The organism is Pseudomonas sp. BNK-15 (assembly GCF_047456105.1).
Lineage (GTDB): Bacteria > Pseudomonadota > Gammaproteobacteria > Pseudomonadales > Pseudomonadaceae > Aquipseudomonas > Aquipseudomonas putida_E.
In genome coordinates this window covers 5,393,252-5,409,652 of sequence record NZ_CP179898.1, presented here as the reverse complement: position 1 = coordinate 5,409,652, position 16,401 = coordinate 5,393,252, and the positions used below count along the sequence as shown (strand labels likewise).

Below are 16,401 nucleotides of genomic sequence, written 5' to 3'. Positions count from 1 at the left end.
CCGGAGATGCAACATGAACATTGATTGGATCAACTTCACACCCTGGAGTGCTTTGGGGGGAGGGGCCTTGATCGGGCTGGCCGCCAGCCTGTTCATTCTGGCCAATGGTCGCATCGCCGGCATCAGCGGCCTGCTTGCAGGTGTGATGCAATGGGGCAGTGAGGGCTGGGGCGAGAAGGCGCTGTTTCTTCTCGGCCTGCTGATCGCGCCATTGGTGTGGGGGCTGTTCGCCGTGCTGCCGGAAATCGAGATCGACACCTCGTGGCCGGCGTTGGTGATTGCCGGGCTGCTGGTTGGCCTTGGGACACGGTACGGCTCAGGCTGTACCAGTGGCCACGGTGTGTGTGGAGTCTCGCGCTTGTCACCCCGTTCAATCGTGGCCACGGTGTGCTTCATGGCCAGCGGTTTTGCGACCGTGTACGTCATCCGCCATGCGCTGGGGGCCTGAGAATGAGCAAGTTGACAGCTTTTTTCGCCGGCTTGATCTTTGGTCTTGGCCTGTTGTTGGCAGGCATGGCGAACCCCGCCAAGGTGTTGGCTTTTCTCGATGTGGCCGGGGCCTGGGATCCGTCACTCGCACTGGTGATGGCAGGGGCCATCGCGGTGGCGGCTGCTCCGCTGAACTGGGCACGCAAACACAAGCGGTCGTTGCTTGGCGCCCCCATGCAGATACCTGTGAAAAGGGAGCTGGACGCCCGCCTGATCGGTGGCAGCCTGGTGTTCGGCATAGGCTGGGGCATTGCCGGCATCTGCCCGGGGCCTGCGGTCGCCATCTCGCTTACCGGGCACTGGCAGGTACTGGTATTCGTAGTGGCAATGCTGGCGGGGATGTATGCGTTCACTGTGCTGCAGAGGCGTACGTCTTGATGAGGTCTGCGTTCTAATTTTTACGTCGCTATCGGCGTTCGCCCCAGCGCCTCACGCAGCCAGGTACCCGCTTTGCCCAAACGCAAGCCTGACGACCAGACAAGGTCGACGCCTACCGTCCAATCGGTGTACGGGTAAGCTTCCAGCTGCAGTTCCACAAACTCCCCATTGGGACCCAACGCTTGTATCAGTTGCCTGGGCACTGTGGCCCATCCCATGCCTGCGCGCAGCATGTCCATCAAGGTCAAATAGCTTTCTACACGCCAATGGTTGGGTGAATTCAGGTATTCACTGGTGGGCAAGCGGTCCTGGAAGGGGAGGTAGATCAACTGTCGGTAGTTGCTCAATTGATTGAAGCTGACGGTGGGCATTGCGACCAGAGGGTGTTGGCGGCCGACGACGTTGCTGAACGTGATGCTGCCAAGACGTATGAATTGCAGATTTCGCGGGTAATGAGTGCGGGTACACATCATGGCAAGCAATAGTTTTTTGTCTTCGATCATTGTCAGTACATCCTGCCCGCAAGGATGCAACACAGTAAGGTCGACATGGGGGAACCGGCGGGAGAATTCCTCTAGAACAGGTGCAAGGGACTGATAGGGGATCGCCTCGTCGATGCTGATCACTAGCTCAGTCTCCAACGCCTGCGCCAGGCTGCTCGCACGACTTTCCATGTTGCAGCACTGACCCAGAATGGCCTCGGCGTCACGCAACAAGGCCCTGCCTTCATTGGTGAGTTGTGGATAGCGCTGACTGCGATCAAACAGGGTAATTCCCAGATCGATTTCCAGGTTGCCAACGGAAATGCTCACAGCGGATTGCGACTTGCCCAATTTGCGTGCTGCGGCCGAAAAAGAGCGCTCACTGACGACCGCAGAAAAAGCGGCCAGTTGTTCAAGAGACAACCTCATCGCTGCTCCATAAAAAAATTAAATGGGACCCATTTTTACAACGGGTACGGGCTGGCGCATGGTGGTGCTGCGCTACCCATAACCACAATAACTATTTATTTCATCACTGCCTCGACAATACGTTTCAGGAGAGGACAAATGACCCCTAGCGTGCACCCGGTAGATCAGCGCTTACCGCTGATACAAACTGCAGTACTTGGCTTTCAGCATGTGCTGGTGATGTATTCGGCCTGCATTATTGTGCCGCTGATCCTCGGCGCTGCACTGAAACTTCCCAAGGACCAGTTGACCCTGATCATAAATGCCGATCTTTTTGCGGCGGGCCTGGCGACGCTCTTGCAGTGCGCGGGCAACCGTTTTTTCGGCATTCAACTGCCCATCATGATGGGCGTGACCTTCGCTTCGGTCACGCCGATGATTGCCATCGCCGTGACCCCCGGCCTCGGCCTGCCGGGCGTGTATGGTGCGATTATCGCGTCGGGTCTGTTTGGTTTTCTGTTCGCCCCGGTGATGGGGCGGCTGCTGCGCTATTTTCCGCCGGTGGTGACGGGGACTGTGTTGCTGGTGATCGGCATCAGCCTGATGCGCGTTGGCATCGACTGGTCAGCCGGCGGACAACCAACGCTGGCTGATGGCGGGCCCAATCCGGATTACGGCAACCCGGTCTACCTGGCTATCTCGCTGGCTCAGTTACTGTTGATTCTAGGGCTCAACCGATTCGCTAAAGGCTTTATTGCCAATATCGCAGTGTTGCTGGGTGTATTGGTCGGTTTTGTGATTGCCTTCATTCGCGGGGATATCGTCCTTGATGGCATCGCTCAAACGCCTTGGTTCTCCACCATCACGCCCTTTGCGTTTGGCCCGCCGACGTTCGACGCCGTGGCCGTGATCTCAATGTGCATGGTGATGTTGGTGACCATGGTCGAGTCGACGGGGATGTTCCTGGCATTGGGAAGCATGGTCGACCGGCCCACCAGCCGCCAGCGCCTGGTGCGCGGACTTCGTGCCGATGGCATGGGCGCCATTGTCGGCGGCGTATTCAATGCATTTCCCTACACGTCGTTTTCGCAGAACATCGGCCTGGTCACCATGACCGGGGTCAAGAGTCGCTATGTGTGCATAGCCGGTGCGCTGATCCTCATCGCCCTCGGGCTCTTTCCAAAACTGGCGTATGTGGTGGCGTCGACACCGCAGTATGTGCTCGGCGCCGCCGGCATGGTGATGTTCGGCATGGTTACGCTCATGGGGGTGCGCATCCTGTCTACGGTTGACTTCGAGCAGTCGCGCTACAACTTGCTGATCGCCGCCACCAGCGTTGGCATTGGCATGATCCCGATGGTTTCCCCGCTGTATTTCCACCACCTTCCCCAATGGAGTCGGGTGTTCACCGAAAGCGGGATCATTCTCAGTGTGCTCACTGCACTGATCCTCAACCTGGTGTTCAACGGACCTACCAAAACAGATGAAGCGCAGGCCAGTGCGGCGCGTAACGCGGTACTTGGCGAAAGCTGAATACCGGCCCTCCAGAAACATTCATAAAAGGTCGAACATGATGATCAGTGAACTCCTGAGGGCTGACGTGGTGCTTACCATGGACGCCTTTAACACCGTCATTGAGGATGGCGCCGTATTGATTTGCGACGGCGTGATTGCCGACGTCGGCCCGGCAACTGAGCTGCTCACGCGGTATCCCGAAGCCAAGGTCCGGCGCCTGACCGATCGGCTGCTGATGCCCGGGCTGGTCAACACCCACTGCCATTCCGGCATCCTTCGCGGTACGGCGGAAGGTTTGCCGGTTTGGGACTGGCTGCAGCAGTATATTGACCCCATGCACCGCGTTCTGCTGCCCAGCGAAGCACGCCTGGCTTCCATGCTCTGCTATAGCGAAGCGCTGTTGTCCGGCACCACGACTATTGTGGACATGTGGCGGTACATGCACGGTAGCGCCGAAGCGGCCAATGAGCTCGGCATCCGGGCGGTGCTCGTGCCATACGTAGCAGAGCACCCGGACCATGACTACTTCGAGACGTTGGACAGTAATGAAACCTTGATCGAGCGCTGGCATGGTGCAGCCAATGGCCGCATCAATGTCTGGGTCGGCCTGGAGCACCTGTTCTATGCAGTGCCCAAGGCCTGGCAACGAATTGCTGATATCTGCAAAGCCAATGACGTCGGATTCCACACCCACAGCAACGAAAGCCGCTTCGATGTTGAAGAAACCCTTCGCCGCCATGGCATCAGGCCCGTCCAGGCTTTGGAAAAGTTTGGCCTGCTCAATGCCAGGAAGGTGTTGCTCGCTCACTGTGTCTGGGTGGACGATGCCGAAATTGCTTTGATGGCCGAGCGCAAAGTCGGAGTGGCACACAACCCGGTCAGCAATATGAAACTGGCCTCGGGTGCCGCACCGGTGGAAAAAATGCTGGCGGCCGGCGTCGCGGTCGGTTTGGGGACCGATGGCGAGAAAGAAAACAACAACCTGGACATGTTCGAGGAAATGAAAGTGTCATCGCTGTTGGCCAAGTTCGTCAGCCTCAATGCTGCTGCCCTCGACGCATGGTCGGTTTGTCGCATGGCGACCATTGACGGCGCCCGCGCGCTGGGTATGGACAAGCAGATAGGCTCCCTGGAAAAAGGCAAGGCAGCGGACATCATCGCGGTGCGCATTGATACGCCAAGAATGACACCGTTGATCACCCAAGGACCGCTGGCCAACCTTCATCACAACCTCGTCCATGCGGTCCAGGGTGGGGATGTCGACATGACCATGGTGGCCGGGCGGGTACTGGTCGAAAACGGGCACTTGAAAAATGCCGAGCTGGATGTGTTGATCACAGAGGTCAACGTCATCGCGCCTGCATTGTTTGCCCGACGTAAAGCCTGGCTCGAGCAAACTGGCGTATCGGTCAATGAGCTCCAGCGCGTAGCGGCTTCATAAGGTCGGCTCCAGGCAGACGGCCGACATACAGGGCACGGCCAGGGCCCCATCCTGACGCGAGCGGTGCGGTGGTATCCCTGGGCGTGGTCGAGTCGGATCTGGCGGCTTTCGCTCAGGCTACCGATTGCACGTAAACCACCCGGTCCCGCCCATTCTGCTTGGCGCTGTAGAGCCCGGTGTCGGCGCGTTCCAGCGCCTGGTCGAGGTGTTCGTCATCGTTGAGCAGCGTGCAGCCGATGGTCACGCTGGCCCGTAGCGGGCCGGTGGAAAGTTGTACCGGCTCGCTGCCGATCATCTGCCGAACCCGCTCGGCAATCCCCTTGAGCTCTTCGCTGTCGTTGACCCTGACCAGAGCGACGAATTCCTCACCGCCCTGGCGCACCACGAGATCGTCCGGGCGCAGGGCTGCGCGCAGGCGGCGGGCGCATTCGCAGAGCACCTGATCGCCGCTGGCATGGCCATACCTGTCGTTGATGCTTTTGAAATGGTCAAGGTCCGCATAGATCGCCCCCAGGCGCAGGCTGCTCTGTGCTGCCCGGCGCCGCTCGTGGTCCTGAAACGCTGTCAGACCGTTGCGGTTCCACAACTGCGTCAACGGATCAAGCATGGCCTTGCGCTGCTCTCGGTCCATTTCCAGGCGCAAGTCACGGTTACTCTGGATCAGGCCACGCAGCTGCAGGTAACCCTCTGCAAGCGTGGCCAGGTCTTTGAAGTTCGCTTGCTGCGTTTCGTTCAGCGTGCGCGGGCGGGGGTCGAGCATGCACAATGTCCCTATGGCCTTGCCATTCCCCGCGCGCAGGGGGTGCCCGGCGTAAAAGCGGATATAGGGGGCGCTGAGTACCAGCGGGTTGTCGACGAAACGCGGGTCATGCGTGGCATCGGGCACCAACAATGTGCCCTCCCCAAGGATGGCGTAGCCACAGAAAGAAACGTTGCGCGGCGTCTCGCTGGCCGCCAGCCCGATACGTGCCTTGAACCACTGGCGCTCTTGGTCGATCAGGCTGATCAGCACCGTGTCCACGTGTGCCAGTTGCTGGGTAAGCCGTACCAGGGTGTCGAGGTAATGCTCGGCCGGCGTATCGAGCAGGTGCATCTCATCCAGCGTGCGCTGGCGAGCTGCTTCGTCGGTGGGGAGGGGGCAAGCTGGCATGGGACTTCCTTTTTCTGGGGGCGGGCGGCGCCTGTCAAAGGCCGCAGCGCTCTCTGCGAGGTCAGGATCGGCTGGCGATTGTCTACCAAAACCGGCTGTTCTGGTATAGGAGCCAAACCGCTCCATTTCCAGGCCAAGTGCGGAAATCTGGCGGCCACGCCCCAAGCCAGCGCTTCGCTCTACCGACAAATCATCATTGCCGCTTGAACCTTACTTGAGATGCCCAGTCTGAGCCGAGCCCCTTCAAGTGGCTTTGCTGCCGTCATCCTTCTTGAGCCGTTCGCCCATGCGCCACGCTGTCCGCTACTCCGCCATTTTTTCGTTTTGCCTCATCCCCTTGCTCTCCCTGTTCGTCAGCCCCGTCCATGCCAGCGGGGAGCGGCAACTGGTAAGGGCCATCAACGACTACCGTGCCCAGCCACAGCGCTGCGAGAGGCGCCTGGTGCAGGTGTCGACGCCGCTGCTCCTAAAGTCGACGCTGGCGTTGCCTGTCGGCTATGGCGGTGGTTTGCGGGAAGGGTTGAAGGCTGTCGGCTACCAGGCGGTGAAGGTGCGGGCCATCCGCCTGGTCGGCGCCCGAGATGCCGAGGAGGCCTTTGACATGCTGCGCAGCGACTACTGCGCTGCTTTGCTCGATAGCCAATTTGCCGATATTGGTATCAGTCGCGACCGGAACGTGTGGCGGGTAGTGTTGGCGCGCCCCTTGCTCGATGCCCAGCTCGGCAATGGTCAATCCGTTGGCAAAGCGTTGCTGGCACAGGTAAACGCAGCAAGGTCGAAGCCGCGCCTGTGTGGCCGCCAGCGCTTCGCCGCTGCACGTCCGTTGGCCTGGAATACCGCCTTGGGCGCGGCTGCGCAGCGACATAGTCGGGCGATGGCCAACGCCAACTTCTTCGCGCACCGCGACCCCAACGGCGATCTACCGGCAGACCGGGCGCGCGATGCCGGGTACCGTGGACGACAGATCGGCGAGAATATTGCTGCCGGGCAGGGGGCTGCAAGCAAGGCGATGGCAGGCTGGCTCGCCAGCCCCGGGCATTGCGCCAACCTGATGAACCCGATGTTTACCCAGGTGGGCGCTGCTTTTGCTGCGAACTCGCGTAGCGATGAGGGTGTGTACTGGACGATGCTGTTCGGCGCGCCTTGAAAGTGGGCGCGCCTTTGGGGGCAAATTCACCTGCGGTAGGTGCTGCGGCCGGGACGATGGCTTAGCTCGCCATCACTTCGTCGATCGCCTGCTCAAGGGTGCTGACCGTGCGCTCGATATTGTGCAGTTTTTCGAGCCCGAACAGACCGATGCGGAAGGTCTGGAAATCGGCGGGCTCGTCGCATTGCAACGGTACCCCCGCGGCGATCTGTAGGCCGTGGTCGGCAAATTTCTTACCGGTCTTGATACCCGCATCGTCGGTGTAGCTCACCACTACGCCAGGGGCCTGAAAACCGGCAGCAGCCACGCTTTTGATGCCTTTGCGGGTCAACATGGTGCGCACCCGATCGCCCAGGGCCTGTTGTTCGCCGCGGACCTTATCGAAACCGTAGGCCTGCATCTCGTTCATCACGTCGTTGAATCGCGCGAGCGAGTCGCTAGGCATGGTCGCATGGTAGGCATGCCCGCCCTGTTCGTAGGCCTGCATGATCTGAAGCCACTTTTTCAGGTCGCAGGCAAAGCTGCTGCTACGCGTCTGCTCCACGCGCTCCAGGGCCAACGCGCTGAACATCACCAAGGCACAGCAAGGGGAGGCGCTCCAGCCTTTCTGCGGTGCGCTGATCAGCAAGTCCACTGCACATTTCTGCATATCAACCCAAAGCGTGCCGGAGGCGATGCAGTCCAGCACGAACAAGCCACCCACTTCATGCACGGCGTCGCCGACGGCCCGGACGTATTCGTCGGGCAGGATAATCCCTGATGAGGTTTCAACGTGGGGGGCGAAGACCATCTGCGGCTTCTGCGCCTTGATGGCTGCCAGGACTTCGTCAAGAGGGGGTGGGGCGTAAGCCGCTTGGCGACCCGTGTCTATCGGTCGGGCTTTCAGCACCGTGGTAGCCGCCGGAATGTTGCCTATCTCAAGGATCTGGCTCCAGCGATAGCTGAACCAGCCGTTGCGTATCACCATGCATTGCTGGCCGCTGGCAAACTGCCGTGCCACCGCTTCCATGCCGAATGTGCCGCTCCCTGGTACCACCGCAACAGCCTGGGCGTTGTAGACCTGTTTCAGGGTCTTGGAAATGTTTTTCATCACGCCTTGAAATGCCTGTGACATGTGATTGAGCGAGCGGTCGGTGTAGACCACCGAGTACTCGACCAGCCCCTCAGGATCAATACTGGGATAAAGCGTTGACATAGGTGACTCCTTTGGCATGGATGTCAGTGGTATCGACTCTGCCCCAAGCTTTGGCAAATGAAAGGATGAGTCGTGACTGATGTGGCGTCTGTCAAACGGCAGTTACCACCATAGCTTGGGGAAGGCACATTGCGATGCGCTAAGCTGTAATTCTTCAGGATTGAGGTCTCAGCATGGAATGTTACTTCGTCCCGCCACGAGCAGAGATGCAGCAGCGATTAGCCGCGTAGTTCTAGCCGCCCTGCGTGAGTCAAATTCACAGGACTACCCGCCTGATGTGATCGCTAAGGTGGAGCAGAGCTTTTCTCCTGAAGTCATCACCACACAGCTCGCCAAGCGCAGCGTTTTCGTAGCCTTGCTGGGCGAAAAAATTATTGGCACTGCCGGTCTCGACCGTGACGTGGTCAGAAGTGTTTTCGTTGACCCGGCTCACCAAAAAGGCGGTATCGGTCGGCATTTGATGGATGTCATTCATGTAACCGCTGCCCGCGCAGGAATTAGTGCTGTGCGTGTGCCATCGTCGATTACAGCTGAAAGGTTTTATACCGCGTTGGGTTATCAGAAAATCCGCGACGAGTTTCATGGGGCGGAGCGCACCATCGTTATGGAAAAGCGGCTCTAGGATTAGCCCAGACTATTTACGCGCATCACCTCGATCTGGGGCTGCAACTGCAACGCTTGCGCTCTTGGCGTGATGAAAGCTGGCAGCGTTGCCGCCGGCGGCTATTGGTGGAGCAGTAGGCATTTACGGATGACGTTGGGATTGATGCCGTGGCTGATGGCGAAACTGGAGTTCGCTGTACGCCTACCCAGTTACAGATGTCTGCTACGGGTCCAGGCTGTGTGAAAACCCAAACGGGTCTCTGAAGATCGCGAGCGTACGTGAAATCTGAAATGGCTTGGTTATTCAGCTAACCCAGATTTCGCGCAGGAGCGCGAAATTCTGGTCATTTTCTAACCAGTCGGATCGCGCCAAGCGTTTTCACACAGCCTGGGTCGAAAGCGGTCACCGAGCCGCGCAAGGCTACAGTGCACGAAGCCAAGACTACGCTGTAGGCTAATCCACATCGAGCCGAACGGAGGTATTACATGGACGAGAAAGCCGCCATCGCCGCAGACACTCTGGAGCTATTGATGATGAACCAGACAGCTTTTAGGGCTGCATTAGAGGAGATATTACTGTGGGTAAGCCAGCGAGGATCGACAAACATCCACCAGAATGTACTCGGTGCTCTTAGCACGCTAGACATGCACGCAGAGGAGGTCTTCTCGGGAATAGAGCGACTACGGTCGTAATCGATAGCGTTGACCCGTGGAGTGCATGTTGCCGCAGTGGGTCGATAGCAGCCCCCCCCAGGGTAGCCTCAGGAGATACAAGTACCATGTCCTTTCCAGCAATCGTTGTTCTTGGCATGTGGCTATACGCGATCGGGTCACTTGCCACACTACCGTGCAAGATCGTTGGCATGAAGCGGCGATCCGAGGACATTCGGACCTTTCTGACGCGGCGGCGACTTCTCTTTCTTGGCGTGCTCTACTTGATCACTGCACCGTTGGTAGGACTGCTCATCATCGGCATCAGCGCCGCTGGGGTAAGCGGCAGCGACGCATCGGGCGTATCCGATACGTTTGTATTGTTTGGCTGGCTGAACCTATGGACGTTCCTGGTAGCCGGCTGCGTTGCCTTGGTCGGCGCCTGCCTATGGCGTCGCTCCTGATAATTGCGCAAATGCGACGACTCTCAAGCAAACGTCAAATGAAAACCAAGGCTCACCAACTTCCTGGCACATCCCAAGCAATCAGGCCGTTCCAGCATCGCCCCCAAAGGTGTTTACCTGACAGGCTCCATTGCAGTTGCTCAATACCACTGCATTTGGCGTCGTCGGTTTTCAGTGTCAACGATCGCCCGCTTTGCAGGTTCCATAGCACTACCGCATCTTCAGGGCCGCCGGTGCCCATTGCCAGCAGTTGACCGTCAGGCGAGCCCACTGCGGTACCCAGGGAGTCCTGCCCCGGAAGTGTCAGCGAATAGCGAATCTTGCCACTGGCGATGTCGACAACATGCAGGCCAGGCTTGCGCCGTTGGCCCTCCATCAACACGAAGCCGACGGCAATCCATCCGCCTTTGGCCGAACCAAATGGCTCCGGCGTCCACTGTGCCATGCCGCTGTCATCCCGCAAGTCGACCTCACCAAAACGCCGAGGCAGCTTCACCACGCGCAGCACATGGCCCGTCTTGCCATTGATTTCGGTGAGCCCGTAAAGGTCTTCAACCCATGCGTTGGGCGTAGGCCCATCCCAATGCACGGGCTTGATCTGACTGTTGGTGCGCGATGGTCCCTTCATCATGTCCTGACGTGAAGAAGCATAGCGCAGCGTATACGACCATTCGCTACCCTCTTCAGCGGGTTGTGCAGCGGGCTCCCACACTTCCAGCGTATCCCGATTGCCGCGATAGTTGTGGCGGTAAGTCAGCGGTACGCCATCTCCGTCATGCACGTAGTCAATGTAGTCGTAGCCCAGCCGGTCGGGTGTGTCGTAGGCCATCGGGTGTGTGGCCACCGTTGTGCTTTTCGCGTCAAAACGAATGACCAGACCTTCCAATGCCAGGTACGCCGAAGCCCCACTGACATCACGGGCCAATTGCGACTTGCTGTAACTCCCCGCAGACGTCCAGACCTCGCGCGGCTCGCCACCCGTGGCTGGCGACCAGTAAAGCAGTGCGCGTGGGTAGTTGCGGTATAGCAAAACGCTGTCATCGGCCAGTACGGTGAATTTGTCCGTGCTGCGCACAGCGAACACGGCGGCTGCCTGGAGTATCTGCGCATGGCTGTCCGGAAGGGTGAGTTTGGGCTCGCTAACCAGCGGGGTTGGGGTTTGTGTTGCAGGCGCGCGCCACTGTTCCGGGTTTGCTCCCAGTTGCAGATTGGCCTTGGGCATTGCACTCAACGCGCCGTAAACCGGGCTGAGCAGTTCCTCTGGCACGCTTTGCCGATGCAATCGATCTGGGGCGGTAGGGCTGAAGATGTCGAATTTGGCAAGTTCCCGTAGCCGGCCGATGAAGTTGGCCTTGGGATTGGGAAACTCGTCGACTCGCGTCAGGTAGACTGCGCTGGCAGGCCGCCCAAAGACAGCGTCGAGTTGCTTCACGTCGGCAACGAGAATGCTTGTACTGCGCCCAAGTGCGCCGTGAGTACGTCGCACGCTGCCGTGCCAGTGTTTGAATGGCTCCGTCAAAGGCCCCATGAGCGCGTTGCCTGATTGAAAGCGTATAGTCCTTTCGATACGGGCAATATGATTGGGAATTTCGGAACTGGCCAACGCCCCCTCACGAACATCCTGCTGCAACTTGGGTAGAACGACCTGGTCGACCAGGTTTTTCACCAGATCGGGTCGACGCGACAGCAGTACCTCGCCCCAGTCGTCGTTCAGGCGCGACAACGGTTGTTGAACAATCTCGTCGTCGACAGGGCCAAGTTGCCTCAAGGCCGAAGCGACTATCGGCATAACCTGGGTGTACGGCAGATCCACGACGATTTCTACACTGGCAAGCCTGCGCCCGTCTTTGGCCAATTCCTGCGACTGCAAAGCCGACGGCAACCCACGTTCGAGGTCCTCGGCCGCAGGCGGGCGGATCTGCCATCCCTGTGGTAACGCTGCCGCGTGGCTTGAACCACAGCAGCCGATTGCTGCAATGCACAATGCGTGCTTCCAGAAATTTGCCGGTTTCATACAGATTGCCTCCTTGGCAGTTTGGCGCTACGGGCTAGCTCTATGTTGAGACTGCTTAGCCGTACAAATGAACTGATTAGAAGAATGGAATCAACGTGGCAACTGCCACAACGGCTTGAACCAAGAGCGTTACCGAAAGCCATTTTGGCTCCCGCCGGATAAACCAGTAAATCGCGTTCAATATCATTGAAATCAGGTTGGTGAGCCCCAAGACGGCGAACGCAAGGATGCCCGAGATTTTGACAGGGGAAGTGGTTGGCGATTGCAGCATGTAGAGCGCCAGGATTAGGCCCAGGATCACTGTTGTGATCGAAAGCCCAGCGACCGTGCGGGTAAATCGTAAAGCTTCGTCAGGCGTCATGCCTTGGGATGTCCTTCTATGACCAGGCTTGGGGCATCACTGCCATCTGGCCTATTCTGCGACGTTCATAGAAGGGTTCACAAGGACGTCCATGATTCCTGTCGATATGCCACTCATGTTGCTCGGCTACATGATCTACATTTTTTCCGAAGTTTCTCTCTGGCTTTTCATCGCCGGCCTGATCGCCTTGCTGATTCCGCGAAGCCGTCGTTATATGGCGGCGCGGCGCTGGAGGTGCGGCTTGTTGCTGGTGTTGCTTGCAGCCGGCAGTGTGCCTTACATCGAGTCCACCAACAGCCTCTGGCAGGATTGGCGTGCGCACAATCCCCGCCTCGAACACGAGGAAGTGATCGGTGATTTGGTGCTTCCAGCCGGGACGCGAGTCCATTTGCGAAACCTGGAGCCTTTCAACGACCTGTCCGGCGATCCCGTGCCCTATGGCATGCAGAGTCTGGAGCAGGCTGATTTCGAGCGCACGCCAGGTCACATCTTAGGTATGCCCGTGCGTCGTCTGGAACTGGCGCAGGGGCACGGTTTCGCGACGGTAGAGACCCTGTCAGCCCATGACCTGGCAGGATGGAAATGTGAGTCTGGGGAGATCGAGTTCGATTTTCCATTCGGTGCTCATTTCAAGCTTTCCGAATGGAAGATGAGTCGATGCACGCTGGCGCCAGGTACAGTCCTGGGCGGCATCGTCTGGCCTGGGCCGGTGAGGGTATCCTCCAACACTACTGGTTGGCTGGCTAGGTCCGAGGAAAGCCCGGTCAAGGTACAGGGGATCGAACTGCGCTCACTGATCATGATTCTGGACAGGCCTTACGGGGAAGCTCGCTCATGGGAAGGCTACTCGAACCAACCCTTCGACTTCGGCCCTGTTCACTATCCTGCCGACATCCAGGTCAGCCGTTATCAAGGCCAAATGCTGTTCAGCCTGCCACCGGACGCACAAGCCGAGGATCGATGTACTGGAATGCCCATAGAAGGCGGGCAGACGGTGGTGCAGAGCATGGCCGGTGAAGTTTTAGGAGTACGCCCCAACCGCTCTGTGGGCGTTTACTTCCCTGACGAAATCATAGTGCGCTGAGGCTCAATGAACTGAGGCGGGCCGCAGTGTCCGCAATGGGTCGGTTAGCGACCGTCCACCGTATCGAGTTCACCCTTGTTCTCCCCTAACGCGGAGGACAACCCATGAAAACCGCTGCTACCTACGCCCATCGTCCATGGAACAAGGGAAAGCTAGTCGGGCAGAAAGCCCCCGCTCCGACTCAGAGATATCTGGGCCATCCGGGTAAGGCTCCAGATCGCAAAGAAATCTAGGGATCTGGCGTTGTTCAACTTGGCCATCGACAGCAAGATGCGAGCCTGCGACTTAACCAAGCTTCGTGTACGGGACGTAGCCCATGGAGAGCATGTGTCGTCACGAGCGATCGTGATGCAGCAGAAAACTCAACATCCGGTGCAATTTGAGATCACTGAGCAAACCCGTATGGCTTTGGAAGCCTGGATGCATCAGGCTCACCTCCGTAGCGAGGACTGTCTGTTTCCGAGCCGGCTACACGGTTCAGATCATCTCTCCACCAGGCAATACGCTCGAATAGTGAAAGCCTGGGTAACAGCCATTGGCCTTGACCCAGCCATGTACGGCACCCACACGCTGCGGCGAACGAAGGCCTCCTTGATCTATCGCAGAACGAAGAATCTAAGGGCAGTCCAACTCCTACTTGGTCACACCAAGCTTGAAAGCACCGTCAGATATCTGGGGATTGAGGTCGACGATGCCTTGGAGATGGCAGAGCAGACGCAGGTCTGACCATCCAAAGCGACGTTCGAGGCAGACCGTCGCTATCCGACCCAAAGCGAACATTGGTCAACAAGTTAACGGAATGCATCAGATGATCGAGAGGCTTGTTAGAACGGCGAACGCTCCTGAGATAGCAATACCCTGGCCTATCAAACCTCGCATGGACGGGCTTGATCTAAAGTCCATAGCCTTGCGAATCCTGTTGAACTATGTGGGAAAGCCATACAGCTTGCTCGGGTTCAACGACAGTATCTGATTCCGAATTGATTCAGACGGTATCCATTCAAGAAGTAAGTCCGCTAGGAGTGCATCGTCTGGCTTAGACCCTTTTTCAGTGACGTGCGGCCAATCAGATCCCCACACGAAACGATCAGGGCGTTTTGCAACAAGAAGCCCTGCCAGCTGTCCATAATCCTCGTACGAAGGGGCTCCGACAGCAGAGCTGATGTAGGCGCCCGATAGCTTGATCCACACCTTGTCCGTATCCAGCAAACGCTGCAATACCTTGAACGGTTCAGAGTCAAAGCCGCCAGGTTGCTCTACTTCGCCTAAGTGATCGATAACCACAGTACCGGGGAGCTTGCGCAATCGCGCTTCTAAGCCGGGCAACGCCTTCCCTGGGGATACAAACTGAACATGCCACCCCAGTTCATTCACTCGAGCAGCTAAGGGCTCAAGATATTCGATGCCAGCTCCACCAAAGCTCAAATTGATGCGAACGCCGCGTACCCCGGCGGCATGCATCTTTTGTAGATCGTAGTCGCTGATAGTCGGCTCGATTACAGCGACCCCGCGAGCGTTGCCGTTACTGGCTTCCAAGCCGTCCATCAGCACCTGATTGTTAAAGCCGTAGGTGGAGGGCGTAACTATTACCATCCGATGAACCCCCAGACGCTCCTGAAGCTGCTGGTAGTGAGCAAGGGTAGCATTCGGTGGTCGAAGCTTGGCATTTGGTACGGGAGGGACGCGGTCGTCGAACAGGTGCATGTGACAGTCGACGCTACCGGAGGGGAATTTTAGTCTGGGCGGTTGCTCGCCTGTAGACCAGGGAACAGCGGCCAAACTTTGTCCTGCGGCTGCGAATCCTAAAAGGGAGGCCGAAGCCGCTACGAAATGCCGTCGCGTGAGGCTCATGAGTCATCCAGTGAAAGTTGAGGCCGTGCCTTACGTCAGTCCCCGCACTGACAATGACCGTCCATGCGGGGGCCCAAAGTTACTTACACAGCCTCGGGCTGCTCCAGCCGCCCTAGAACTTCTGAGCGCCGCGATAGGAACCGGTCCCAGACTTCAGGATTTAGCAGATGGGGAGGTCGAGTGCCTTCGAGCATGGAAATCAGCTGCTCTGCGGAAGAACGCGCTACATTGCGACGTCCGCCATGACTCACTCCTGCGGTATGGAAGGTCGCAACGACATTGCTGAGGCTGAGAAGCGGGGCCTCATGGCGTGGTGGTTCGACTTCCCAAACGTCCAGACCAGCACCTCGCAGGTGCCCGGTTTTAAGCGCTTCATACAAGGCGGCTTCATCATGAATCCCACCCCGAGCGGTGGAGATGAACACCGAACCCGGCTTCATCATTGCAAATGCATCAGCGCCGATCATATGCCTGGTTTGAGAGTTGAGTGGGCAGTGCAGCGAGACGAAGTCACTGCGCTGCAAAAGAGCCTCCAGGCTAACCGGCTCTGCCCCACGTGACCGGATCTCATCCGGAGTCAGATGGGGATCGTAGGCCAAAACCTCCAATCCGAAACCCTTGGCGACGTTAGCCGTACGGGTGCCAATTTCACCGATACCGATGATGCCGAACGTGGATCCGTGAATTTCATCCCCCATCAGATCTTCGCGTGTGAAGCCGGTTTCGGTCCTGAGCTTTCTATCGGACTCAACCACTCGTTTGACCACAGCTAGTAGCAGGGCGAATGTGTGCTCTGCCACCGAATGGGCATTCGCACCAGCCTGATTCACGACGGGGATGCCTGCAGCAGTGCAAGCAGCTACATCTACTGTGTCGTAGCCGGCCCCGCCCGCCGACACACAGAGCAGGTTGGGGCAAGACTTGATCAACGCTTCTGTCACCCACCAGCGCTTGGGTAGATCATCTTTAGCTGCGCAAACGTGGTACCCATGGCTTTGCGCTAACGCATCAGCCGTGTCCGAGTCCTCAGGATCTCGGGATGCAATCTGAAGATCGACGTTGGCATTGCGTGCCAGCGTTTCGTCAAAGATAGGGTTGATCCAGAGATCCAGGCGGCACACCTGTGCCTTGAAGGCGGCAGTCATTTAAAAATCCTCTGTGGTGAAGC

Annotated in this window: 16 protein-coding genes and 1 pseudogene; 10 read left to right on the top strand and 7 right to left on the bottom strand. The window is 58.1% G+C overall.

The genetic code is table 11. The features are described 5' to 3' along the window. Positions 1-13 precede the first annotated feature (13 nt). The gene (locus ACMGF5_RS24735) at positions 14-448 is read left to right on the top strand and encodes a YeeE/YedE family protein (protein ID WP_046785774.1); all 435 of its coding nucleotides are present in this window, start codon (positions 14-16) and stop codon (positions 446-448) included. 2 nt (positions 449-450) lie between these two features. Continuing rightward, positions 451-867 carry a DUF6691 family protein gene (locus tag ACMGF5_RS24730; protein ID WP_251962844.1) on the top strand — a complete coding sequence of 139 codons (417 nt, stop codon included), beginning with the start codon at positions 451-453 and terminating at the stop codon, positions 865-867. Positions 868-887: 20 nt separating this feature from the next. Here the strand turns inward: ACMGF5_RS24730 and ACMGF5_RS24725 are convergent, their stop codons facing one another. Continuing rightward, complete coding sequence (locus ACMGF5_RS24725; protein ID WP_115274431.1) at positions 888-1,778, bottom strand: LysR family transcriptional regulator; 891 nt, start codon at positions 1,776-1,778, stop codon at positions 888-890. 138 nt (positions 1,779-1,916) lie between these two features. On the opposite strand from ACMGF5_RS24725, the gene ACMGF5_RS24720 reads away from it, so the two are divergent. Both ACMGF5_RS24720 and ACMGF5_RS24715 read left to right on the top strand, forming a co-directional pair. Further along, positions 1,917-3,290 (top strand): nucleobase:cation symporter-2 family protein, encoded by a 1,374-nt coding sequence (locus tag ACMGF5_RS24720; protein WP_115274432.1) that lies wholly within the window; start codon positions 1,917-1,919, stop codon positions 3,288-3,290. A gap of 37 nt (positions 3,291-3,327) precedes the next feature. Then, on the top strand, positions 3,328-4,713 hold the full coding sequence (locus tag ACMGF5_RS24715) for an amidohydrolase family protein (RefSeq protein WP_414157379.1): 1,386 nt from the start codon (positions 3,328-3,330) through the stop codon (positions 4,711-4,713). 112 nt (positions 4,714-4,825) lie between these two features. Here the strand turns inward: ACMGF5_RS24715 and ACMGF5_RS24710 are convergent, their stop codons facing one another. Continuing rightward, entirely contained in the window at positions 4,826-5,863 is a 1,038-nt protein-coding gene (locus ACMGF5_RS24710; RefSeq protein ID WP_414157378.1) for a diguanylate cyclase, read from the bottom strand. A gap of 286 nt (positions 5,864-6,149) precedes the next feature. On the opposite strand from ACMGF5_RS24710, the gene ACMGF5_RS24705 reads away from it, so the two are divergent. Next, positions 6,150-7,010: a CAP domain-containing protein gene (locus ACMGF5_RS24705; RefSeq protein WP_414157377.1), complete on the top strand. Its 861-nt coding sequence runs from the start codon at positions 6,150-6,152 to the stop codon at positions 7,008-7,010. Between the two features lie 61 nt (positions 7,011-7,071). On the opposite strand, the gene ACMGF5_RS24700 is transcribed toward ACMGF5_RS24705, so the two are convergent. Next, positions 7,072-8,205 carry an aminotransferase class V-fold PLP-dependent enzyme gene (locus ACMGF5_RS24700; protein ID WP_414157376.1) on the bottom strand — a complete coding sequence of 378 codons (1,134 nt, stop codon included), beginning with the start codon at positions 8,203-8,205 and terminating at the stop codon, positions 7,072-7,074. A 178-nt stretch (positions 8,206-8,383) separates the two neighbouring features. On the opposite strand from ACMGF5_RS24700, the gene ACMGF5_RS24695 reads away from it, so the two are divergent. The 3 genes from ACMGF5_RS24695 to ACMGF5_RS24685 all read left to right on the top strand — a co-directional run bounded on the left by ACMGF5_RS24695 (position 8,384) and on the right by ACMGF5_RS24685 (position 9,923). Then, the gene (locus ACMGF5_RS24695) at positions 8,384-8,827 is read left to right on the top strand and encodes a GNAT family N-acetyltransferase (protein ID WP_414157375.1); all 444 of its coding nucleotides are present in this window, start codon (positions 8,384-8,386) and stop codon (positions 8,825-8,827) included. A 467-nt stretch (positions 8,828-9,294) separates the two neighbouring features. Further along, the gene (locus tag ACMGF5_RS24690) at positions 9,295-9,501 is read left to right on the top strand and encodes a hypothetical protein (RefSeq protein ID WP_323613615.1); all 207 of its coding nucleotides are present in this window, start codon (positions 9,295-9,297) and stop codon (positions 9,499-9,501) included. An 86-nt stretch (positions 9,502-9,587) separates the two neighbouring features. Beyond that, complete coding sequence (locus ACMGF5_RS24685) at positions 9,588-9,923, top strand: hypothetical protein (protein ID WP_323613616.1); 336 nt, start codon at positions 9,588-9,590, stop codon at positions 9,921-9,923. 52 nt (positions 9,924-9,975) lie between these two features. Here ACMGF5_RS24685 and ACMGF5_RS24680 read toward each other — a convergent pair whose 3' ends face one another. Both ACMGF5_RS24680 and ACMGF5_RS24675 read right to left on the bottom strand, forming a co-directional pair. Then, complete coding sequence (locus tag ACMGF5_RS24680; protein ID WP_323613618.1) at positions 9,976-11,937, bottom strand: WD40 repeat domain-containing protein; 1,962 nt, start codon at positions 11,935-11,937, stop codon at positions 9,976-9,978. A 76-nt stretch (positions 11,938-12,013) separates the two neighbouring features. Then, a complete protein-coding gene (locus ACMGF5_RS24675; protein ID WP_115274461.1) occupies positions 12,014-12,298 on the bottom strand; it encodes a hypothetical protein in 285 nt (94 codons plus the stop codon). Between the two features lie 91 nt (positions 12,299-12,389). Between ACMGF5_RS24675 and ACMGF5_RS24670 the strand changes: the two genes are divergently transcribed. Together ACMGF5_RS24670 and ACMGF5_RS24665 are read left to right on the top strand one after the other, a co-directional pair. Next, positions 12,390-13,382 (top strand): hypothetical protein, encoded by a 993-nt coding sequence (locus ACMGF5_RS24670; RefSeq protein WP_414157374.1) that lies wholly within the window; start codon positions 12,390-12,392, stop codon positions 13,380-13,382. A gap of 104 nt (positions 13,383-13,486) precedes the next feature. Further along, positions 13,487-14,108 (top strand): annotated as a pseudogene (locus tag ACMGF5_RS24665) (tyrosine-type recombinase/integrase). 198 nt (positions 14,109-14,306) lie between these two features. On the opposite strand, the gene ACMGF5_RS24660 reads toward ACMGF5_RS24665, so the two are convergent. Both ACMGF5_RS24660 and ACMGF5_RS24655 read right to left on the bottom strand, forming a co-directional pair. Then, positions 14,307-15,086: an amidohydrolase family protein gene (locus ACMGF5_RS24660; RefSeq protein WP_237858751.1), complete on the bottom strand. Its 780-nt coding sequence runs from the start codon at positions 15,084-15,086 to the stop codon at positions 14,307-14,309. 230 nt (positions 15,087-15,316) lie between these two features. Continuing rightward, positions 15,317-16,378, bottom strand: coding sequence for a hydroxyacid dehydrogenase (locus tag ACMGF5_RS24655; RefSeq protein WP_115274444.1), 1,062 nt, complete (start codon positions 16,376-16,378; stop codon positions 15,317-15,319). Positions 16,379-16,401: the final 23 nt, after the last annotated feature.